The organism is Aphanothece stagnina RSMan2012 (genome assembly GCF_046764815.1).
Lineage (GTDB): Bacteria > Cyanobacteriota > Cyanobacteriia > PCC-6307 > Cyanobiaceae > NIES-981.
The window spans coordinates 109,145-130,229 of record NZ_JBKOUC010000002.1 but is presented as its reverse complement, the minus strand read 5'-3'; the positions used below and the strand labels follow the sequence as shown (position 1 = coordinate 130,229).

Here is a 21,085-nt window from a genome sequence, read left to right as displayed (position 1 = left end):
TCGCTCATGGCTGCCGTGCTGCGAGCAGGCTAAGAGCCCGCTCCGGCTCCCCCCAGAACAGTTCACCGCCGCGGTGGCGCACCGTGCCCGGGGCGCCACCGGGAATCCGCTGCAGCTGCTCGGCGGGCACCATCACCACGGGCACGCGGCGATTGCCGCGGCCGCGGCTGAAGTGGGCGGCGAGATCGGCGGCGGCCTGCAGATCGGCTTCATCCGCGGCCGCCTCCGCACAGCGCAGCACCACATGGCTGCCGGGCAACTCCTGGGCGTGGAACCAGAGATCGCCGCGGCGGGCCTGCCGGAAGGCGATCCAGTCGTTCTGCCGATGGTTGCGGCCCACCTGCAGCCCCAGGCCCCCCGGGCTGCGCAGTTCCAGGGGCTGGGGCTGGCCTCGCGGCTCCGTGCCGCTGGCGCGGCGCTGCCGGCGGCTGGCCGGGCTCCCCTGGCCCATCTGGTCGGTGACCTCCTGGCGCAGGGCGGTGACCTCCTCCAGGCTGTCGGCCTGCTCGAGGAAGGTGAGTGAGGAGTCGATCCAGGCCAGTCGCAGGCGGTGACGCTCCAGCCGGGGGGTGATGGCCTCCACCGAGCGGCGGCGTTTCCGCGCCAGCCTGTAGAGCTTCTGGGCCTCATCGATGCAGGCGCGGCCGGGCTGGGGCTGGCTGAGCAAGCCATCGGCGCGCTGCTGCAGGGAGACGCTCTCCGGAACCGCATCCAGCAGCGCCTGTTGCTGCTCGGCCTGCCGGGATTCGCGCTCCCGCAGCAGCTCGAGCTGGTGGCGGAGCTGCTGCCGCTGCCGTTGCAGGGTCTGGCTGGCGAGGTGGTCGCCGTAGTAGGTGGCCAGGGCGGTGTTCAGGGGCATCGCCGCCCCGCGGTCGGGCCGGGGCGGCGGGCTCCCGGGGCCAGCGGCCCGCCCGTCAGCCAGCCAGCAGCAGTAGCCCCCGTTCCGGGCTTGCCAGGCGAAGCGTTCCTCGGCCACCGCTTCGAGCCAGCCCTGCCAGCGGCTCCAGAGCTCCTGCCACTGCGCGGCCGAGAGGTCCGTGACCGGGGCGCGCAGCCAACTCTCGGGGGCCAGCTCCCGGGCCAGGGCTGGGCTGATGCCCTGGTAGGCCTCCCGCAGCGCGCGCTCGAGGGGAAGGGGCAGCAGAGCCACCCGTCGGCGCCAGCTCTCGAAGGGTTCCTCCCGGCGGGGAGGGTCGCCCGGCAGCGGTGGCGGGGGCTGGTAGGGGTCGCCCGTGCCGATCGGCCGCAGCCGCGACTGGCTGGGTCTGACCTGCCGGCCCAGGGCGACGACCTGGCGGCCATCCCTGGGGCCCGGCTCCAGCAGCAGCAGGTTGCTGTGCCGTCCCATCAGTTCCACCACCAGCCAGCGCTGGGGGAGCTCACCGGGACGACGAGCGAAGCCAAGCTCCACCACCCGCTCCCAGCCGGGCTGCTCGAGGCTCACCAGGGCCAGGCCACCGAGGCCATGCTGCAGCTGCTGGGCCAGGGTGCTCCCATCACCCTGCCGCGGTGGGGCTGGGATGGCGTGCAGGCGCGCCGCCTCGGCCTGCCAGCTCAGTTCGATCCACTGCATGCCCTGGAGATGGCGCAGACCCAGCTGGACGGAGCAGGGACCGGCCTGCTGGGCCTTCTCCATCCGGCTGGGCAGCAGCAGCGGGCGCCACTCCGACAGCACCGCCTTGAGGCTGGTCACATCCAGCGGCTGAAGGCTTGTCATGGCGGCGGCGAAGCCGGTCGTCGGTGGCTTCTACTCTGCAGCCCAGCCTTCTCCGCCCCGATGAGCCGTCTCACCGTGATCACCGGTCCCAGCGGGGTTGGGAAGGGGACACTGGTGGCCCAGCTGCTGGCACGGCACCCCGAGATCTGGTTGTCGGTGTCCGCGACCACCCGGGAGCCCCGGGCCGGCGAGCTGGAGGGGCAGAACTATTTCTTTCTCAGCCGCGAGGCCTTCGAGCAGACGGTGGCGGCCGGCGGCTTCCTCGAATGGGCGGAGTTCGCGGGGAACCTCTACGGCACGCCCCGTCAGCCGGTGGAGGACTGCCTGGCGCAGGGGCGCCCGGTGTTGCTCGAGATCGAGCTGGAGGGGGCCCGTCAGGTGCGTCGCAGCTTTCCGGCGGCATTTCAGCTGTTCATCCGGCCGCCCTCGCTGGGCGAACTGGAACGGCGCATCCGGGGGCGGGGCACCGACAGTGACGCGGCGATCCAGCGGCGGCTGGAACGGGCGAGGGTCGAACTCGCCGCGGCGGAGGAATTTGACGCCACCCTCGTCAACGACGACCTGGAGGTAGCCCTACGGGAACTGGAAGCGTGCATGGACCTGGGCTGAGGCCCCAACCCAGGGACAGGCACAGAAAAAGCCCCCGGGAGGGGGCCTGGGCGACCCGCCGACAAGGGCTGGTGCGGACTTGTCTGCCGCGCTGGGACCGCGCTGGGACCGCGCTGAGGCGGCGCAAAGACGGCGCTCAGGCCGCCTCAGGACGTCGGAGCGGTGGATCAGAGGGGGTGGAAGAGCAGATCGGGGAAGAAGCGGTTGAACTCGATCAGGATTCCGGCGGTGAGGGTGAACCAGATGGCCGAGAACACGGGAGCCGTGGTCAGGAATTTCTTCATGGGATCAAGCGTGAATCAGGGTGGAAGGCAGAGGTTGGACGTGAAAGCCCGAAGCTGGGGCTTGCAAAGAAGGCCTGAATCCAGGGAAGGGCTGATCAGCGGGGGGAGACGGTGATCTTGCTGTCGGACTCGGTGAGCTTCTTGCCGCTGAATTCGGCGAAGGCGGCCAGGGGCCAGGACGCTGCGGCCAGGGTGCTCTTGAAAGCGAGCGGCACGTCGATCTGGATCTCCTTCATGGTGGCGTCCTTGCTGCCGCGGATCGCCATCAGGTAGCCGCGCCCGGCCCAGCCGATGCAACCGGCGATGTAGAGGAAGGCGATGCCGGGAATGATGAAGTCACCGGCGTGGCTCCAGCGGCCGTCCACGATCAGGTGGGGCAGGCCATCGGTCCCGCAGAGGGCCTGGCTGTACATGGCGAAGCGGGCCTTGGCCTGATCGGTCGTGGCACCGGCGGCGCGCTGCTGGAAGCGGGGGCTCTCGGCGCAGGGGGTCAGACCCGCCACCGACGCCTCAGCCCGGGCCACCGGAGCGAGGCCGAACAGCAGGAAGGCGGAGAGCAGAACCGCACACAGGCGGGGGAGAAGACGGCGCATGGGATGCCTGGGTAGATGCCTGGGAATTTGCCTTGCGGAGACCTGCTGCAGGGCTGGGCCGCGGGGCAGGATGTCACTCGCGGACAGTAGGGGACCTCGCCTGACGCCATGCCCACGGTTCTGGCGCTCGAAACAAGTTGTGACGAGTCCGCAGCAGCGATTGTGCGGGATCACACCGTGCTGGCCAGCGCCGTGGCCTCCCAGGTCGAGGAGCATGCCCGCTGGGGTGGGGTGGTGCCGGAAATCGCCTCCCGCCGCCATGTCGAGGCGCTGCCCCAGCTGGTGGCCCGGGTGAGTGCCGAGGCCGGCCTGCCCCTCGCCGAGCTGGATGCCTTCGCCGCCACCGTCGCCCCCGGTCTGCTGGGGGCGCTGTTGGTCGCTTCGGTCACGGGACGGACCCTGGCCCGTCTGCATGGGCGGCCCTTTCTGGGCGTCCATCACCTGGAGGGTCACCTCTGTTCGGTGCAGCTGGGGGAGCCCCTGCCTCCGGGGCCGTTTCTGGTTCTGCTGGTCAGCGGCGGCCACACCGAACTGGTGCGGGTCGATGGTCCCGGGCAGTACATCCGCCTCGGCCGCAGCCATGACGACGCGGCGGGCGAGGCCTTCGACAAGGTCGCCCGGCTGCTGGAGCTGGGCTATCCCGGCGGGCCGGCGATCCAGGCCGCCGCCCGATCCGGCGACCCCCGACGCTTCTCCCTGCCGAAGGGGCGTGTTTCGCGTCCCGAGGGCGGCTTCCATCCCTACGACTTCAGCTTCAGCGGTCTGAAGACGGCGATGCTGCGGCAGGTGCGGGCGCTGCAGCAGAGCGGTGATCCCTTGCCGGTCGCGGATCTGGCGGCGAGCTTCGAGCAGGTGGTGGCGGAGGTGCTCGTGGAGCGCAGCTGTCGCTGTGCCCTGGACGAAGGCCTCGGCACGCTGGTGCTCGTCGGTGGGGTGGCCGCGAACGCCCGACTGCGGGGGCTGCTGGCGGAGCGCTGCGGCCGCGATGGCCTGGTGTGGCGGCTGGCCCCCCTGGCCTACTGCACCGACAACGCCGCGATGGTCGGCGTGGCCGCCTGCCAGCGTCTGGCCATGGGGGCCCGCAGTCCGGCAGGGCTTGGGGTGGCCGCCCGATGGCCCCTCGAGCAGGCCGGCCGGCTTTACGAAACCGAGCCGTGCTTTTAAGCCCCTAGGCTGGACCTATCCCCGCTGGCACCCCCATGGCCCCAGCCGAACCGGAGTCCCCGGGCCAGGAGCCAGCCAGCCAGCCCGTGAGCCGAACCGAGCTGAACGCCTGGCGTCGGGGCTTCACCCCCCAGGCCGAGATCTGGAATGGCCGGCTGGCCATGCTCGGGCTCTCCGTCGGTCTGGCGGTGCTGCTGCTGGCCCGGCTGGCCATCCACTGAGGCCCAGGGGGGATCAGGTCCGTCCCCGCAGTGCCTGGGCCAGTTCGTTGGGCTTGAGGCTCTGGGCCAGGGCGTCCTCGCCGGTCACCGTCCCGGCCTCCACCAGGGCGAGAAGCGCCTGGTTGGAGGTCTGCATGCCATCGAAACGGCTGCGTTCCATGATCTCCTCGATCTCGTCCAGCTCGGCGCGCTGGATGTAGTCCTTGCAGGCGTCGGTGTTGATCAGGATGTCGTGGTACGCGACACGCTTGCCGTCGGTGGTCTTGAGCAGACCCTGGGAGATCACCCCCAGCAGCGCTTCCGAGACGGAACGGCGCACACTGTCCTGCTCGCTGGGGGGGTACATGCCCAGCACCCGCTCCACCGTCTTGATCGCGGAGTTGGTGTGCAGGGTGCCGAACACGAGGTGGCCGGTCTGGGAGGCCTCGATGGCGGTGGAGAGCGTTTCCCGGTCACGGATCTCCCCGATCAGGATCACGTCGGGATCCTCCCGCAGGGAGGCCCGCAGGGCGTTGTGGAAGACCTTGGTGTGGTGCCCCACTTCCCGGTGCCGGATCAGGGAGAGGCGGCTCTCGTGCACGAATTCCACCGGGTCCTCGATCGTGAGGATGTGGCGGCGCATGTGGGTGTTGATCCAGTCCACCATCGCGGCCAGGGTGGTGCTCTTGCCGGAGCCGGTGGGGCCGGTCACCAGCACCAGGCCCTTGGGGCGAGCGCAGAGCTCACTGAGCACCGGGGGCAGATTCAGTTCCTCGAGGGTGGCGATCTTCTGGGGGATCAGGCGAAGCACCATCGCGGGTCCCCGGAGGGAGTCCATCAGGTTGATCCGCACCCGCACGAAGGGGAAGGCGTGGGACCCGTCGTATTCCTTGTCGCGCAGGAACCGGTCGATCTCCGCCGGACTGAGCATTTCCTGCATCCAGCCGTTGAAGGTGGCCTGGTCGGTCACCGGCCAGCCGGTGCGGAGCATGTCGCCCCGGGCGCGGTAGCGGGGTTCCTCACCCACCCCCACGTGCACATCGGAATAGGTCCGCTCGTTCGCCAGCCGCACAAGGCCCTCGAGGCTCGGGGGCATCGGCCCGAAGGACTCGGAGCCCGGCTGCGCAGGGGTTGCGTTGCTCTCCGGGGGTGGACCCGGGAGGGGCTCGAGCCCGGAGGGTGCCGGGGGGGCCGGGCTCGGCAGCGGCGGGGGCGGCGCCTCGCCGGCAGGGGGGGGTGAGGGCGGAAACGGCGACGGGGGAAACGGCGACGTCGTCATGCACTGCACCCAATTCGGCACAAGTTTCGCGGCTCTGGCCCCATCTGTCAGCTCCCGGTGCGCTTCCTAGGATCCGCCGGTTCGCAGGGTCGTGTTGACCAAGCCCCTCATCAGCATCGTGCTGGGCACCAGGCCGGAAGCGATCAAGCTCGCACCGGTGATCCTGGCCTTCCAGCAGGCGGAGGACTTCAGCACGCGTGTGGTGCTCACCGGCCAGCACCGGGAGATGGTCACCCAGGTGATGGAACTCTTCGGCCTGACGGCCGACCACGACCTGGCCCTGATGGCCCCGCAACAGACCCTCACCCACATCACCTGTGCGGCGCTCCAGGGCCTGAAGGAGGAGTTCGCGCGCCACCGTCCCGATCTCGTCCTGGTTCAGGGCGACACGACCACGGCCTTCGCCTCGGCCCTGGCCGCCTTCTATGAGCAGATCCCCGTGGGGCACGTGGAGGCGGGCCTGCGCACCGACAACCTCTTCGACCCGTTTCCGGAAGAGGCGAACCGCCGCCTGATCTCCCAGCTGGCGCTGCTGCACTTCGCTCCCACCGAGCAGTCGGCGGCGAACTGCCGCGCCTCCGGGGTGATGGGGCGGATCCTCACCACGGGCAACACGGTGATCGATGCCCTGCTGCAGATGGCGAAGCAGGCTCCCACCTTGGCCATGCCCGGCCTCGACTGGCAGCGGCAACGGGTGATCCTCGCCACCGTGCACCGCCGCGAGAACTGGGGGGATCGCCTCACCGCCATCGGCCGTGCCTTTCTCGAGCTGCTGGAGCGCTTTCCGGATACGGCCCTGGTGCTTCCCCTGCACCGCAATCCCACCGTGCGGGAGCCGTTGCAGGCCCTGCTCGGCGCCCATCCGCGTGCCTTCCTCACCGAGCCCCTCGACTACGACCAGCTGGTGGCGGCCATGGGGGGCTGCACCCTGGTGCTCACCGATTCCGGCGGGCTCCAGGAGGAAGCCCCGGCCCTCGGCAAGCCCGTGCTGGTGCTCCGCCGCACCACTGAACGACCCGAGGCGGTGGAGGCGGGAACGGCCAGGCTGATCGGCACCGACACCGCCGAGATCGTGGCCGAGGCGTCCACCCTGCTCACCGATGCGTCCGCCTACGAGGCGATGGCGCGGGCCCACAATCCCTTCGGCGATGGACAGGCCAGCGGGCGGATCGTGCAGGCGGCCCGGGAATTCCTCAGGTCCCAGCGCGCCTGATCCCGGCTCAGCGCTTCTTCTTCGACCAGGGCGGCAGGTCGATGAACACCCGGCTGCCCGGCTCGAGACCGGAGATGATCTGGGTGTCCTTGCCGCTGCTGATGCCCAGTTCCACGGGCTGGAAGGTGGGCTGGCGGTCCTTGCCCACCAGCAGCACGCCCGGTCGGCCGTCCTCGGTGACGATGGCGACGGTGGGCACCAGGGTCTCGGCGCGGACCTGACCGGTCTGGAACCCCACGTCGGCGGTCATGCCGATGCGCAGATCCGGCTGGCGCTCGAGGAATTCCAGAACCACATCGAAGGAGGTGACGTTGTTCAGCTTCACGGCCCGGGGCGTGATCCGCTTCACCCGGGCCGCGAAGCGTCGGTCGGGGAAAGCGTCCACGCGGACGGTGGCGGGCTGGCCGAGCCGGATCCGACCGATGTCGTTCTCCGGCACCTTGGCCACCACTTCAAGGCCCTGGGCCAGCTCCACGATCGAGGAGCTGGTCGCCCCTGCGGTGGCGGACGCGGTGGTGGTGGGGGTCACGAAGGAGCCCGGATCGGCATAGCGCTGGCTGATCACCCCGGCGAAGGGGGCGCGCACGATCAGCTCAGCCTGCTCCACCCGGCGGGCTGCCAGGCGCTGGCGGGCGGCCTCCACGGCGGCCTGATCGACCAGGAAGGTGCTGCGCACGGCGTTGTAGTCGCTCAGGCTGATGGCGTTCTGGCGGTACAGACCCTCATTGCGCTCCAGCTCACTGCGGCTGCGCACCAGCTCCGCTTCGGCCGAGCGCAGCTGGGCCCTGAGTTCGTCGATGCGGTCAGCCAGATCGCCACTGTCCATGCGGGCGAGGGCCTGACCGGTCTGCACCTGATCGCCTTCCTCGACGAAGAGCTCCTCCAGAATCCCCTGGCGCTTGGGGCTGACATTGACGCGCTGCTCGGCCTCCAGTTCCCCCGAGGCGCTCACCACCCCGGGGAGTTCTCCGGATTTCGCCAGCACCGTGTAGGGCTGCAGGTTGGCGCTGGTGGTCGACCGCTGCCGTTGCCAGAGCAGCAACCCAGCGACCAGCAGCAGGGCGGCGGCGGCGCCCGCCCAGAGGCGACGCCTGCCACGCCAGAGCGGCCGTGGGGTCGTTGCCGCCACCACGGCTGGCGATGGCGTGGCCGCCGCCGCCGGTGGGGTCGGCCGGTGAGGGGTGAGAGTAGGAATCGGCCTGGCCTGTGCTGCACCCAGTTTCGCCGCTGGGGGCCGTGGGCTGCGGCCCGTAGATTCCTCCGATGCTCAAAGCCGGAATCGTCGGACTGCCCAACGTGGGCAAGTCGACCCTGTTCAACGCCCTGGTGGCCAATGCCCAGGCGGAGGCCGCCAACTATCCCTTCTGCACGATCGAGCCGAATTCGGGCGTGGTGTCCGTGCCCGATCCCCGTCTGGAGCAGCTGGCCGCCCTGAGCCGCAGCAAGGAGATCATCCCGACCCGGGTCGAGTTCGTGGACATTGCCGGGCTGGTGAAGGGGGCCAGTCAGGGGGAGGGACTGGGCAACAAGTTCCTGGCGAACATCCGGGAAGTGGACGCGATCGTGCACGTCGTGCGCTGCTTCGATGACGACGACGTGATCCACGTGGCCGGAAGCGTGGATCCGGTGCGGGATGCCGAGGTGATCAACCTCGAACTGGCCCTGGCGGATCTGGCCCAGGTGGAGAAGCGGCGTGAGCGCCTCAAGAAGCAGGTGCGCACCAGCAAGGAGGCCCAGCTGGAGGATGCCGTGCTGGAGCGGATTGAGGCGGTGCTCGAAGCCGGCGGTGCCGCCCGCACCGTGGCCCTGTCTGAGGAGGAGGCCGTTCTGGTCAAACCCCTGGGGCTGCTCACGGCCAAACCGATCATCTACGCCACCAACGTCAGTGAGGACGACCTGGCCAGCGGCAATGCCTTCGTGGCGGCCGTGCAGGCCCTGGCGACCCGGGAGGGGGCGGAGACGGTGCGGATCTCAGCCCAGGTCGAGGCCGAGCTGATCGAACTTCCGGAGGAGGATCGGGCTGAATTCCTGGAGGGACTGGGGGTCAGCGAGGGGGGGCTGCAGAGCCTGATCCGCGCCACCTACTCCCTGCTGGGTCTGCGCACCTACTTCACCACCGGCGAGAAGGAGACGCGCGCCTGGACCATCCGGTCCGGCATGACCGCGCCCCAGGCCGCCGGGGTGATCCACACCGACTTCGAACGGGGCTTCATCCGCGCCCAGACCATCGCCTACGCCCAGTTGCTGGAGGCAGGATCTCTGGTGGAGGCCCGCAACAGGGGCTGGCTGCGCAGCGAGGGCAAGGAGTATGTGGTGGCGGAGGGCGATGTGATGGAGTTTCTGTTCAACGTGTAGTCGGTGTAGTCGGTGTAGTCGTTCACGGCCTGGGTGTCGTCGTTCACCGTCCGGTCCACCAGCTGTCGAGGGTCGGATCAGCTGTCTGGCCGGGTCAGCCCTCTGGCCGGATCAGGCGCTGGAAGGCCCGCTGGCCTCCCGCGATCAGGTCGCCAGAGGTGCGGGCTTTGGAAAAGTAATAGCCCTGCTGATTGGTGATGCCGAGGCCCAGGAGCAGCTGGGAGATCTCCCGGGTTTCCACACCCTCCGCCACGACTCCCAGGTTCATGCGCCGGGCGAGGCCGGCCACCAGCGTGACAACCCGCATGGCGTTGGGGTCCGTCTGAAGCGAGCCCACGAAGGCTTTGTCAATCTTCAGTTCGCTGGGTTGCAGGGTGATCAGGCGCATGAGAGAGGAGTGGCCGGTGCCGAAATCATCAAGGGAGAGTTGCATGCCTGAGGCCCGAAGAAACTCAAGGTTCTGTTCGGTTGTGTGACCCATTTCCATCACGGACTGTTCGGTGATTTCCAGGGTGACTCGCTCGGGTTGAACCAGCTGGGAGTTCAGCAGATTCAGAATCGTTTGTCCCATGTCGGGGTGGCTCAGAAGCCTGCCGCTGATGTTCAGAGCCAGGCGGGGCTCCCCACCCAGGCTGGCCCGAATCGAGGCATAGCCCCGGGCGGCGAGCACGATCAACTCGAGGCCCAGGGGGAGGGTCAACCTGTAACGGTCGGCAATGTCGAGCAATACATCCGGGGGAATCTCGCCGAGTTCGGGATGGGTCCAGCGGACGAGGGCTTCCACGGCATGGAGGCCCTTGCCGACTTCAACGATGGGCTGGTAGAGAATGCGAAGATCATGCCTGCTGAGGGCAGTCTGGAGATCTGCGAATAGCTTGTAGCTGTCAAGTTCATGTGGGTTCGTTGATATATCGAAGACTGAGATCCGGCTTTCAATCTGTTTCTTGGCCTGATACATTGCAGCGTCCGAGCGCTGAATGGCCGCGGCGGGGTCTGCTTCCTGGCTGTCCACCAGGGTGATGCCGATGCTGAGGCTGATCGGCAGCATCATTCCGGCGATGTTCATGGGCTCGTTGAGGGTCTCCGTGAGCCGACTCGCGAACTGGTAGGCCTGGGCTTTGAGATTTGCCTCGCTTTTGTCTTCGATGGCGGAGAGGTCCATGATCATCGCGAATTCATCGCCGCCATAGCGGGCAATGAAGTCTTCCTTTCGGGAGATCTCGCGCATGCGATCCGCCACGGCCATCAGGGCTGCGTCGCCTACATGGTGGCCGTAGGTATCGTTGATCATCTTGAATTTGTCCACGTCAATGAACATGATCACGAACGACGTGTTCCTGCGTCGGGATTGTTGGGATTCGATCTCCAGCCGTTCAAAGAAGTAGCGTCTGTTCGGCAGGTCGGTCAGCGAGTCGAACAACGCCAGGGCCCGGGCCGTGCTCAGGAAACGCTCGTAGCGGGCGGCGACCTGGGTCATCTTGTGCTCCACCTGGGCGGAGAGGTGGCGGCTCCGCGGCGGTGGGCCTTCGATCGATACCCCCGAGCTGCCGAACAGCCTGGCCATCACCTCGTCTTCGACCGGCTGGCTTCGGGACGGGTTGTCGGAGTGGCCGAGCTTCTCGAGCAGGAGGTCCAGCTTGCGGCTGGTGCGGCGGATCCGGTGGCTGGCCATGCGCTCGGCCCGGTAATGGAGCAAGCGGCGGCGCCGATGTTCCAGCATGGGAATGGCCCGCGCGCCGAGGATGGCCGCCAGGATCAGGCTGCCGATGGCGAGATCCGGCAGCAGTGAGCGCTGATCGAGCCTGGGCAGAGGGGGCTCCACCAGGGCCAGGACCCTGCCATCTGGAGCGGAGATGGTCGGTGCCACGGTCCGTGCCGCCTCCAGGAGGGGCAGGGTGATCGCTCCGGGCTGGGGCGTTGCCTGCCAGCGCAGTCGGCTGGCCAGGGCCTGACGCAGGCCGCTCTCCCCATCGCCGCTGCGTGCCCCCCCATGGATGGGGCGCAGGATCGCCAGGGTGCCGGGGCCATCACCAGCGGACCGGTTGGGGCTGACGGGGGCCAGCACCCCCAGCTGGATCCGCCGGTCGCCGACGGCACAGGCGATCGGGACGACCCCAGGGTTCCGGCTGGCTTTGAGTCGCTCCTGAACGCAGCGCAGGCTCTCCGGTCGGGGGGCGGGGGCGGTGTCCCCCGGCCGTACCGCCAGCCGCAGCTCCTGGGAAGGGGAGAACAGGAGCAGCTCATCGCGGGGATGCATCCCACCGGATGTGCGCAGTTGCTCGACCACGCTCTCGGTTCCCCCACCGCTCAGCGCCGCTCCGAGGGGTTTCCAGCCCGTCAACGTTGCCGCCGAGGTCCGCAGCGAGTGGAGCGAGAGATCGACGAGGGAGAGGATCGCCTCGTCTTCCTCGCTGTGGCGGTGACGTTCCTGGAGGAAGCGGAGCCCTGCCACGGTCGCCAGGGTGATGCCCAGCATCAGCACGCCACTGGGAATCTTCCGGCGCTGGGCGGTCCTGGATCTTCGTCGTTCCTCCTTGATCCAGGACCGCAGCAGGCCGGGGGTTCTCATCCGGCCTGCCCCACCGATGCAGGAGCCCTCAAGGCCATGGGGATGGAGCTCTGCAGGGCGTCGGGCTCTGGCATCGCGCCTGGGATCGGAAGGCTTCGGTTTGTGAAGGCTGTCGGCTCAGTGTGCCCCGCCCGTCCCGCCGGTGCCAGAGCGGCTGGGGCAGGAGGGGCGTGCTGCCAGGGATCACACACGGTCGGTCGGCTGCACCGCGGCGGGCATGACCCGATCGGTGAACCAGATCGGCGAGAATGCCTCCAGATGCGGTGGACACCATGAGCCAGCACCCCGACGCCTCTGCGGCCCCCGGTCCGTCAGCCGATCACCCTCACAACTTCGACGTCCAGAAGGAGCTGCACCAGAAGATCCGCAACGACCCGGACTACGACGACTGGGAATACGGCACCGAGCCTCTGCCCCACGAGGCCTGGGCCCTCAAGCAGCCTCCGGCCTCGGCCTGATCTGCCTGACCAGGAGCTGACCCCCCAGGCAGAGGGCGGTCATCGTCAACCAGATCCCCAGCCCATGGCCGTAACGATCGAGGGCCAGGCCGGCCAGCAGCGGTGCGCTGAAGGCACTGATGGCAAAACACTGGGAGAACAGGGCCATGGCCAACCCCTGATGGTCCAGGGGCGTGAGTTCGATCACGGCTTCGGTGGCGATCGGCAGGAAGGCGGCCTCGCCCAGGGCCAGGGGGAACTGGGCGAGCACCACCAGGCCCAGCCCATGGGGGCTCAGGGCGGAGAGACCGAGCAGGGCGGTGCCGATCGCGAAGCAACCCAGGCTGATCCCCAACCCCAGCCCCACCGGACGCCTGGCCAGGGCCTGGCCGACCGGCCACTGGATCACCACCAGCAGCCCCAGCTGCAGGCCGATCAGCAGGGCCCCCACACTTTCCGGCAGGGCCTGGCGCTCCATTCCTCCCCGCACGAGGTCCAGGGGGAGCGCGCTCTGCATCAGCGCCGGCAGGGCGGTGGCCAGCAGGGCAACGGCCAGCACCGGCAGCAGGGGGGGCAGCCAGGTGCCCCAGGCCACCGAGGCTGTCCTCCCTTCCGCCCGCAATGGCGCAGGAAGCGGGCGGAGCAGCAGCAGCAGCACCATGGCGCTCAGGCACAGCATGTCGACCAGGTAGATGCCCCGGAGGCGATCCGCGGCGGCCAGCAGGGCGCCCAGCAGCGCCCCGGCCGCGATTCCCGCCGCATCGGCGCTGCGCACCAGGGCATACCCCCGGGCTGAGGGAATCGGCGCTGGCCCCTGGCGGCAGCTCAGGGGTACGGCCAGCTCGATCGCCGGCCAGTACAGCCCCATGGCGATCCCGAGCAGCAGCTGCCCCTGCAGGTAGCTGCCGAACGTCCGGGCGGCGAACAGGTGGCTGTCGGCGACGAGGGCGGCGAGCGCCGCCAGCAGCACCGGCACCGAGCAGTTGAGCCCCCGATCCAGCAGCCAGCCGCTCAGGAACCGTCCCACGGTGCCGGCCAGGGCCGCCAGGGCGAGCCCCTGGGTCACGCTCGCCGCGCTGAAGGCTTCCTGGTGAAAGACCATCGGCGTCAGGTAGAGGACTCCACCGGCTCCGATCGAGCCCACCAGCCGCACGAGGGCCACTTCGCGCAGCGGCGCGGGAAACTGGAACCACCAGCCCGCCAGTCCGGGCTTCTCCCTCCTCGCCGGATCGGCTGTTGCCACAACGCGCTTGCCGCCTTTTCGGGGTCGTGGCCAGTCTGCTGGTGCTGCTCCCCCCGCTGTTGCCGTCGCCCGGACGGGCGGCCCAGGAGCTGGTCGTGGGGCTCGACGGGCTGGAACTCCCCCTCGACCTCGACGAACTGGAAGCCTGGACCGGCGCGGCAAGCCGGGGCTCCACCCCCCTCGCCCTCTGGCTCAACCTGCTGGAGCCCCAGGCGCGGGTCGGATTGGTCCGCCTGCTGCGGGCCCCGCTGCTGCGGGATCGGAGCTTCGGCGTGCAGCTGCTCAACAGCTGGACCGGGGAGCAGATGCTGCGGGAGGTGGGCGGCCTGCTCACCACACCGGAGGGGGACAACACGGCCGTGCTGCTGATGGCCACCCTGCGGCAGCTGCTGGAACGCCAGGACACCATCACCACCCTCGATCTGCTGCAGGCCCTCCCGCCCAGGCGCCTCAACCTGCGGATCGATGGTCTGCTGGATCTGGCCGGCCAGTGGCGCCAGCAACTGAAGCTCCAGGACGAGGCCATCGCCCAGCTGCGGCGTCTGCCGTTGCCACGCCGCCAATCCCGCACGCTTGTGCTGGGCCGCCAGCGGGTGGGGGTCCCCCTGCGGGTCCAGCTGGCGGTGGCCCATCGCCCCTCCCCCCTCCCCCTGGAGATCTGGCCGGCCCGCCGTGCCAAGGCGGGGCCCTGGCTGCTGCTGATGCCGGGCCTCGGCGGCAGCACCACCCAGCTCAGCTGGTTGGGTGCGGCCCTGGCCGAGCGCGGCTGGCCCGTGGTGGTGATCGAGCACCCCGGCAGCGATGAACGGGCCGTCAAGGCCTCCCTGGCAGGGGAGGGTCCGCCCCCCGGTGCCGAATCCCTGCCCGCCCGGCTGGCGGATCTGCAGGCCGTGCTGGCGGCACGGCGGGATGGGCAGCTCCCGCCCCTGGGCCCCGAGCCGGCCGGGGAGCAGGGGATGGTGCTGATCGGCCACTCCCTCGGCGGCCTGGCCGCGCTCATGGCCGCGGGCATGGTTCCGGAGCGGGGGCTTTCCGAGCGCTGCGACCAGGCCCTCTCGTCCCTGCCGCTGACCAACCTCTCCCGCCTGCTGCAGTGCCAGCTGCCGGACGTGATGGGCGACGGTGCCCGGGCGACCTTCCCGGTGAGCGGCTCCGCGCTCCCGGATGCCATCCCCCTGCGGGGGGTGATCAGCTTCAACGGTTTCGGCAGCCTGCTGTGGCCCAGTCGCGGTCTGGCCGACCTCGAACTGCCGGTGCTGCTGGTGGGCGGCAGTCTGGATCTCGTCACCCCCCCGGTCACCGAGCAGCTGGCCCTGTTCGTCGGCAATCGCCATCCGCGCAGCCGCCTGGTGCTGGTGGAGGGGGGGAGCCACTTCTCCCCCGTGCGGATCGATGGTGACGGGGATGCGCTGTTCCACCTCGGGGACCAGCTGGTGGGGGTCGAACCGCAGCGGGTCCAGGAACTGCTGCTCACCGTCACCATCGAGTTCCTGGAGGGTTGGCAGCATCCGACCCTGCTCTCGCCGCAGCGCCGGGTCCACAACGGTGTCACCGCCTACGTGCTGGACCGGACCCAGGCCCAGCGGTGGTTCTCCACGCTCCCCTGAGCCCGGTCGGGGCCTCAGAAGCGGATGCGGGGATCGAGCAGGGCCACCAGCAGGTCCACGGTCACCGTGACCAGCACCACCAGGGCGGCCACCACCACCACGATCCCCTGCACGAGCGGGTAGTCCCGCTGGCTGATGGCCTCCTGCAGCCGGAAGGCGATGCCCGGCCAGGAGTAGGTGACCTCGATCAGCAGGGCACCGCCGATCAGGGAGGCCACGGTGATCCCCGTGATGGTGAGCACCGGCAGCAGGGCGTTGGGCAGGGCGTGGCGCAGCACCACCCGGGCTTCGCCCAGGCCGCGGCTGCGGGCCGCCTCCACGTAGTCGCTGCTCAGGGCGCGGCGTAGGTTCAGCCGCAGGGCGTTGGCGAAGATGCCGCTGAGCAGCAGACCCAGGGTCCCGGCCGGCAGCACGAGATGGCGCAGGGTGCCGGCCAGGAGCTTCCACTGCCCGGTGGCCAGGCCGCTGCGCAGACTGTCGAGCAGATAGAACCCGCTGCCCTCCGGGGGCAGGAGGGTGGGGGGGAACCGCCCGCCAACGGGCAGCCAGCCGAGCCAGACCGCGAAGATCAGCTGCACCACCATCGCGGCCCAGAAGGGGGGCAGGGCGTAGGTGCCGATGCCGTAGAGGCGTCCCGCCAGATCCAGCTTCCCCTCCGGGCGGGCGATGCCCGAGAAGCCCACGGCCAGACCCACGACGGCGGCCAGCAGCAGGGCGACGCTGCCGAGCTCGAGGCTGGCGGGCAGGGTCTGGCGGATGATTCCGGTGACCGGTTCCTGGTTGGTGAGGGAGGTTCCCAGATCGCCGCGCAGCAGGTCGATCAGGAACTGGCCGTACTGGTGCCAGAGGGGCTGGTCCAGGCCGAGGCGGCTGCGCAGGGCCGCGCGGGCGGCCTCGGGAGCCCGGGTGCCGAGCAGGGCGTCGATCGGATCCCCAGGGGCCAGGCGCAGCAGCAGGAACACCAGGGTGGCGATCAGCCAGAGCATCACCGGGGCCAGCGCCAGGCGGGCGGCCAGGTACTGGAGCAGGGCGTTGCGCCGGCTCATGGCCGTGTCGGCTCCCGCCGCAGCTCCTGCAGCACCGCGCGCCCGGAGCCGTCAAAGCGGGGCTGGCTCACCTGGCGCTGCGACCAGGCGCGGGGCGCCACCAGCCACACCGGCACGTAGGGGTTGGCGGCGGCGGTGAGACGTTGGATCCGCTGCAGCACGGCCCGCCGCTCCTCCCCCCGGCTGGCGGCACCGCGCTGCAGCTCTGCCTGCAGACCGGGGCTGGCCCAGAAGCTGCCGCTGGCGGCGCTGGCCCCTTCCAGGCAGCGGTCGCCCTCCTCCCTGTCGCAGGCGAGCAGGGGCACGAGGTAACTGTCGGCGTCGGGGAAGTCCCCCATCCAGTCGAGCAGGATCAGGGTGAAGGCCCCCTCGCCGAGCTGGCGGTAGGCGGTGGTGGACTCCATCCCGCTCACCTCGAGCTCCACGCAGTCGCCGAGATCTTCCCGCAGCTGGGCCTGCCAGGTGAGGGCGAAGAGGCGATCGCTGGGGATGTTCGAGCGGAAGGTGAGCGGCAGTGCCAATGTCTTGCCCTGGCAGTAGCCGGCCTCCCGGTAGAGGCTCCGGGCCCGCTCGGGGTCGTAGCTGACCCAGGCGGTGGGTTCGGCCCCCGGCAGGCTGGGAGGCACCAGGTCCCGCAGGGGGGGGCGCAGACCCAGGGTCACCCGTTCACTGATGGTGCGGCGATCGAGGCTGTAGGCCACGGCCTGGCGCAGCTTCGGGTCGTCGAGGGGCGGCTGGTCGGTCAGCAGGGTGAGGTAGCTGATCTCCAGGGCGGGCCCACTGCCCTCCCGCAGCAGTCCCTGGCGGGCGCGGCGTCGCAGGTCGGCCTGCTGGTCGATCTCCAGGCTGGTGGAGAGCAGCACGTCCACCTCACCACTGGTGAGGGCTCCGAACAGGGCCGTGGAGTTGCTCAGCGAGACCAGGTCGATGCCGGCGTTGGCGGGCTTCGGCCCCCAGTAGTCCGCGAAGGGCTCGAGCCGTTGCTGCTGGTCGCTGAAAAAGGTGAGCCGGTAGGGGCCGGTGCCCACGAAGCGCTCGTTCAGCAGGCGGCGGCCATGGTCGCGGTAGGCGGTGGGGGAGAGCGGCGTGAGGTTCACGGCACTGAGCAGCTCGGCCAGGGCACCGAAGGGGCGCTTGAGCTGGAGTTCGAGGGTGTGGGGGCCCACGGCCCGCACGCCGCTGACCCGATCGCCCAGGAGGTAGCTGAGCTTGCCGATGGCGAGGAAGCGCTCCAGCGTGAACACCATGGCCGCCGCATCAAAGGGCGTGCCGTCGTGAAAACGCACGCCCCGCCGCAGCTCCACCCGGGCTGTCAGGCCGTCGCCACTGAGTTCGGGCAGGCCGACTGCCAGCCGGGGTTCGATGCTGCCGTCGGGCGCGATGGCGTAGAGGGGATCCCCGATGGCGCTGAGCACCTGCATGGCCCCGAAGGTGTAGGCCCCGGCCGGATCGACGCTGTCGATGCGGTTCCGGCTGGCGACGACCAGCCGGTTGCCGGCCGTCGGACGGGGAAGGCATCCCGTCAGGACCAGCCCGGTGGCCAGGACCAGCCCGGTCGCCAGGGCCAGCCTGGTGGCTTCGGCCAGGAGCCGGGCGCGGCGACCCGGGGCTCGCCGGGGAGGAGTCAGGCGCAGAACCCGGCGCAAGGGATGTCGCTCAGCGGACGGCGACCATTCAAGAGCGGTGGGGTCTGGCGGGCCGGATCTGCTGCAGGGAAATTTCAAAGACCTCGGAGCCCTGGCGGGCGAGGGGCCAGCGCCGCAGCCAGCAGCGGTCGTGGCGATCATCCACGCCGATCACCTGGTAGAGCTGCTCATCCGAGTCCAGGTGAACGCACTCCCCCTGGTTGGGGGTGCTGGTGGGGCTGGTGCTGCTGCAGGTGATGACCGTCATGGTGCGGTTTGGCGGAGGGGGCGGCGTCGCTGACGTTGAGGAGAAGGGCGTGGAGCTGATGGGGAAGGATCTGCCGGAATGGTGCGGCCCGATCAGCGGTAAAAATGTTTGCTGCGTTACAGAACGCGGTCCGGATGCGAAGACGGCGATAAACGCGGTTTCTTAAGGATATCTCCGGATCTTCCTCCACTTTGCCCCCTGGAGCCGCCCCGGCGCCAGGGGTGCGTGATTGGCAGAGCTGATCACCGCGATCAGCCCGGCGGCGGGATCGGCCCGTCGATCACAGCGTACGCAGGCAGGCCGCCACCGACGCCACCTCCGGCAGGACGGCGATGGCGTTCAGGGCCCGGCGGAAGTCGGCCTCGAGGACTTCGTGGGTGATCACCACGATCTCGGCGGCTTCGCTGTCCGCCTCGAACTGCACGATCGACTGGATCGAGACCCCCGCCTGACCGAAGCAGGTGCCGATCTTGCCGATCACTCCGGCCTGATCGGTGGTGCGCAGGCGCACGTAGTTGCGATGGGTGGTGCAGGCCCCATCCACCAGGGCGCACTGGCGCCAGCTGCCGGCGGCCAGCAGCGGATCGACGCCGCCGCCGGGGTGGCCCCCGGTCGCCTGTCGGATGCCGGCGATGTTGAGGATGTCGGCCACCACCGCCGAGGCGGTGGGACCGGCGCCGGCGCCGGGTCCGAAGAACATCACCTCACCCACCGGGTCCGCCTCCACCAGGATGGCGTTGTTGACCCCGTTGACGCCGGCCAGTGGATGGCTCCTGGGCAGCAGGGTGGGATGGACCCGCACATCCAGCAGCTGGAGGCCGCTGGGCGGCTGCTTCGCCGGGACGGCCGGGGCGTCCACCAGCTGGGCGACGGCCAGCAACTTCACCACGAAGCCCAGCTGGGCCGCATAGCTCACATCGCGGGCGTCCAGCCGATCGATGCCCTCGGTGGGAATGGCCTCCCGCGGCACCGGGCCGCCGTAGGCCAGCCCGGCCAGGATGGCGATCTTGTCTGCGGCATCGCCACCTTCCACGTCGGCCGCCGGATCGGCCTCGGCGTAGCCGAGCTTCTGGGCCTCGGCCAGCACCTCGGCGTAGTCGGCCCCTTCCGCCGCCATGCGGCTGAGGATGTAGTTGGTGGTGCCGTTGATGATGCCGCTCACCCGCTGGATGCGGTTGCCGCCGAGCGACTGCTTGAGGGGTTCGATGATCGGGATCCCCCCGCCCACGGCCGCCTCGATCAGCACGTACACGCCGCGGGCCGCCGCCGCCGCCCCGATCTCTTCGCCGTAGCGGGCGATCACCGCCTTGTTCGCGGTGACCACCGATTTGCCGGCGGCGATCGCCCGCAGGATCAGGGAGCGGGCGGGTTCGAGGCCCCCCATCACCTCCACCACGATGTCGATGTCCGGGTCGTCCACCACGGCATTCGGGTCGCTGGTGAGGATCTCCACCGGCAGGGGGACGGCCCGGGGGCGGGTCAGGTCCCGCACGGCCACGCGTCGCAGCTGCAGGGCCGCCACCAGCGGATGGCGCCCGGCGGGGGTGGTCAGGATGCCGGCCACACCGGCTCCCACCGTGCCCATCCCGAGCAAGCCGATGCCGATGGTCATGCTCTGGATTCCCGCACTGCGGGGATCCTAGAAATCAGGCGGCCAGGGCCTTCGCCTGGGCCTGCATCAGCCGCAGGATGTTGAGGAAACCGTTGGCCCGCGAAGGGGTGAGACTGGCCTGCAGGCCGGTCGCGGCGATGAAGCCGGGGTCGATGGTGGCGGCCTGTTCGGGGGAGAGCCCTTCCAGCCCCTCGATCAGCAGGGCCAGCAGGCCCTTGGTGATGGCGGCATCGGAGTCCCCCAGCCAGTGCAGCTTGCCCTCCCGGAGCTGGCCCACGACGTAGACCTGGGAGACGCAGCCCTTCACCTTGAAGGCGTCGTTGCGGAACTCCTCCGGGAGAGGCTCGAGCTTCTTGGCCAGCCAGAGCACGTATTCGTAGCGCCGCCTCGGGTCCGTGGTGCTGGCCAGCCTGGCGACGATGCGATCCAGGGCCGGACTGCCGGTGGGCCCAGGCGTGGAATCGGCCATCTAGCGGCGACGTCGCAGCGCCAGCATGCCGGCGGCTGTGCCGCTCAGGCCGAGCAGCCAGCCGGTCACGCCGGCTGGGTTGCTGAGGGAGCCCTGCACCGCCCGGCTGAGCACCGGGCTGCTCGCCGTGGGCTCGGTGCCCGGGAGCTCCAGATAGTCGCGGTGGCCGGGACCGCGGTCAACCTGCACCTCCCAGGCGGAGCCGGCATCGGCCGGCAGGCGGAAGCGCAGCCTGCCCGTGGCATCGGTGCGCCCCACCTCAATCGGCTCGCCCCCCGGAGGCACCAGGCGCACCACGGCATCGTCCGCGGGTTCCCCACTCCCGAAGCGGCTCTCGAGCAGGAGCTCATCGTTGAGGGCGGTGACCCGATCGAGGCTGCTCTCGATGGCGTGGGCGCGGACCGGCGCAGCCGTGCCGATCACGCCAAGGATCAGGGCGGCCGCCGACAGGGCGGTGCAGGTGAGCGCACCCGCAAGTGTGCGGGCCATGGGCTGCTGGGATTCCATGGACTGCTGGGATTCCGTGGGCTGCACGGTGAGCTGCAGGGACAGGTTAGGGACGGGGAGCGGCCGAGGAGCGGATTCAGGAATCCTTCCAGCGACTTTCGCGCGTCTTGCCGGCCTGCACCATCCGCACCATCGAGCTCACCATCATCGAGAGCGCGTCATGGACGTCGCCGCGGCCCGCCAGTTCCGACGCCAGCACGCGATCGGCGGCGCAGGGGGCCGCGCTGGGGCTGGAGACAGGGCTGGACAGGGAGCCGGGTACGGACAGGTTCACAGGCCAGCGCTGGA

At 69.9% G+C, this 21,085-nt stretch carries 21 protein-coding genes; 7 read left to right on the top strand and 14 right to left on the bottom strand.

Annotated features, from left to right (window positions below):
• Positions 1-4: 4 nt before the first annotated feature.
• Positions 5-1,717 carry an Rqc2 family fibronectin-binding protein gene (locus tag ACLNEE_RS02290; RefSeq protein ID WP_411422189.1) on the bottom strand — a complete coding sequence of 571 codons (1,713 nt, stop codon included), beginning with the start codon at positions 1,715-1,717 and terminating at the stop codon, positions 5-7.
• Between the two features lie 60 nt (positions 1,718-1,777).
• Here ACLNEE_RS02290 and gmk point away from each other — a divergent pair, with 60 nt between their 5' ends.
• On the top strand, positions 1,778-2,326 hold the full coding sequence (gene gmk / locus ACLNEE_RS02285; RefSeq protein WP_411422190.1) for a guanylate kinase: 549 nt from the start codon (positions 1,778-1,780) through the stop codon (positions 2,324-2,326).
• A 167-nt stretch (positions 2,327-2,493) separates the two neighbouring features.
• On the opposite strand, the gene psaJ is transcribed toward gmk, so the two are convergent.
• Positions 2,494-2,610, bottom strand: coding sequence for a photosystem I reaction center subunit IX (gene psaJ / locus ACLNEE_RS02280; RefSeq protein ID WP_411422191.1), 117 nt, complete (start codon positions 2,608-2,610; stop codon positions 2,494-2,496).
• Positions 2,611-2,705: 95 nt separating this feature from the next.
• Complete coding sequence (locus ACLNEE_RS02275; protein WP_411422256.1) at positions 2,706-3,203, bottom strand: Photosystem I reaction center subunit III; 498 nt, start codon at positions 3,201-3,203, stop codon at positions 2,706-2,708.
• 108 nt (positions 3,204-3,311) lie between these two features.
• Here ACLNEE_RS02275 and tsaD point away from each other — a divergent pair, with 108 nt between their 5' ends.
• A complete protein-coding gene (gene tsaD / locus ACLNEE_RS02270) occupies positions 3,312-4,367 on the top strand; it encodes a tRNA (adenosine(37)-N6)-threonylcarbamoyltransferase complex transferase subunit TsaD (RefSeq protein ID WP_411422192.1) in 1,056 nt (351 codons plus the stop codon).
• Positions 4,368-4,402: 35 nt separating this feature from the next.
• Positions 4,403-4,588 (top strand): high light inducible protein, encoded by a 186-nt coding sequence (locus tag ACLNEE_RS02265; protein ID WP_411422193.1) that lies wholly within the window; start codon positions 4,403-4,405, stop codon positions 4,586-4,588.
• A 13-nt stretch (positions 4,589-4,601) separates the two neighbouring features.
• Here the strand turns inward: ACLNEE_RS02265 and ACLNEE_RS02260 are convergent, their stop codons facing one another.
• On the bottom strand, positions 4,602-5,846 hold the full coding sequence (locus tag ACLNEE_RS02260) for a type IV pilus twitching motility protein PilT (protein ID WP_411422194.1): 1,245 nt from the start codon (positions 5,844-5,846) through the stop codon (positions 4,602-4,604).
• Positions 5,847-5,940: 94 nt separating this feature from the next.
• Between ACLNEE_RS02260 and wecB the strand changes: the two genes are divergently transcribed.
• A complete protein-coding gene (gene wecB, locus ACLNEE_RS02255; RefSeq protein WP_411422195.1) occupies positions 5,941-7,059 on the top strand; it encodes a non-hydrolyzing UDP-N-acetylglucosamine 2-epimerase in 1,119 nt (372 codons plus the stop codon).
• 7 nt (positions 7,060-7,066) lie between these two features.
• On the opposite strand, the gene ACLNEE_RS02250 is transcribed toward wecB, so the two are convergent.
• Complete coding sequence (locus tag ACLNEE_RS02250; RefSeq protein ID WP_412006732.1) at positions 7,067-8,188, bottom strand: efflux RND transporter periplasmic adaptor subunit; 1,122 nt, start codon at positions 8,186-8,188, stop codon at positions 7,067-7,069.
• A gap of 134 nt (positions 8,189-8,322) precedes the next feature.
• On the opposite strand from ACLNEE_RS02250, the gene ychF reads away from it, so the two are divergent.
• Positions 8,323-9,414 (top strand): redox-regulated ATPase YchF, encoded by a 1,092-nt coding sequence (ychF, locus tag ACLNEE_RS02245; RefSeq protein WP_411422198.1) that lies wholly within the window; start codon positions 8,323-8,325, stop codon positions 9,412-9,414.
• A gap of 94 nt (positions 9,415-9,508) precedes the next feature.
• On the opposite strand, the gene ACLNEE_RS02240 is transcribed toward ychF, so the two are convergent.
• Positions 9,509-11,983: a putative bifunctional diguanylate cyclase/phosphodiesterase gene (locus tag ACLNEE_RS02240; RefSeq protein ID WP_411422199.1), complete on the bottom strand. Its 2,475-nt coding sequence runs from the start codon at positions 11,981-11,983 to the stop codon at positions 9,509-9,511.
• A gap of 272 nt (positions 11,984-12,255) precedes the next feature.
• Between ACLNEE_RS02240 and ACLNEE_RS02235 the strand changes: the two genes are divergently transcribed.
• Entirely contained in the window at positions 12,256-12,441 is a 186-nt protein-coding gene (locus ACLNEE_RS02235; protein ID WP_412006731.1) for a hypothetical protein, read from the top strand.
• On the opposite strand, the gene ACLNEE_RS02230 is transcribed toward ACLNEE_RS02235, so the two are convergent.
• Positions 12,416-13,663 carry an MFS transporter gene (locus ACLNEE_RS02230; protein WP_411422201.1) on the bottom strand — a complete coding sequence of 416 codons (1,248 nt, stop codon included), beginning with the start codon at positions 13,661-13,663 and terminating at the stop codon, positions 12,416-12,418. The genes ACLNEE_RS02235 and ACLNEE_RS02230 overlap by 26 nt on opposite strands.
• Positions 13,664-13,689: 26 nt before the next feature.
• Between ACLNEE_RS02230 and ACLNEE_RS02225 the strand changes: the two genes are divergently transcribed.
• Positions 13,690-15,270, top strand: a complete 1,581-nt coding sequence (locus tag ACLNEE_RS02225; RefSeq protein ID WP_411422202.1) for an alpha/beta hydrolase — start codon at positions 13,690-13,692, stop codon at positions 15,268-15,270.
• A 14-nt stretch (positions 15,271-15,284) separates the two neighbouring features.
• On the opposite strand, the gene ACLNEE_RS02220 is transcribed toward ACLNEE_RS02225, so the two are convergent.
• The 7 genes from ACLNEE_RS02220 to ACLNEE_RS02190 form a co-directional block, all read right to left on the bottom strand.
• The gene (locus ACLNEE_RS02220) at positions 15,285-16,316 is read right to left on the bottom strand and encodes an ABC transporter permease (protein ID WP_411422203.1); all 1,032 of its coding nucleotides are present in this window, start codon (positions 16,314-16,316) and stop codon (positions 15,285-15,287) included.
• Entirely contained in the window at positions 16,313-17,962 is a 1,650-nt protein-coding gene (locus ACLNEE_RS02215) for an ABC transporter substrate-binding protein (protein WP_411422204.1), read from the bottom strand. The genes ACLNEE_RS02220 and ACLNEE_RS02215 overlap by 4 nt, the downstream gene beginning before the upstream one ends.
• A 28-nt stretch (positions 17,963-17,990) precedes the next feature.
• Complete coding sequence (locus ACLNEE_RS02210; protein ID WP_411422205.1) at positions 17,991-18,209, bottom strand: hypothetical protein; 219 nt, start codon at positions 18,207-18,209, stop codon at positions 17,991-17,993.
• 280 nt (positions 18,210-18,489) lie between these two features.
• Complete coding sequence (locus tag ACLNEE_RS02205) at positions 18,490-19,821, bottom strand: homoserine dehydrogenase (RefSeq protein ID WP_411422207.1); 1,332 nt, start codon at positions 19,819-19,821, stop codon at positions 18,490-18,492.
• A gap of 34 nt (positions 19,822-19,855) precedes the next feature.
• Positions 19,856-20,290 (bottom strand): SufE family protein, encoded by a 435-nt coding sequence (locus ACLNEE_RS02200; RefSeq protein ID WP_411422208.1) that lies wholly within the window; start codon positions 20,288-20,290, stop codon positions 19,856-19,858.
• Positions 20,291-20,779, bottom strand: a complete 489-nt coding sequence (locus ACLNEE_RS02195; RefSeq protein ID WP_411422209.1) for a hypothetical protein — start codon at positions 20,777-20,779, stop codon at positions 20,291-20,293.
• 94 nt (positions 20,780-20,873) lie between these two features.
• Positions 20,874-21,071 (bottom strand): hypothetical protein, encoded by a 198-nt coding sequence (locus tag ACLNEE_RS02190; protein ID WP_412006730.1) that lies wholly within the window; start codon positions 21,069-21,071, stop codon positions 20,874-20,876.
• Positions 21,072-21,085: the final 14 nt, after the last annotated feature.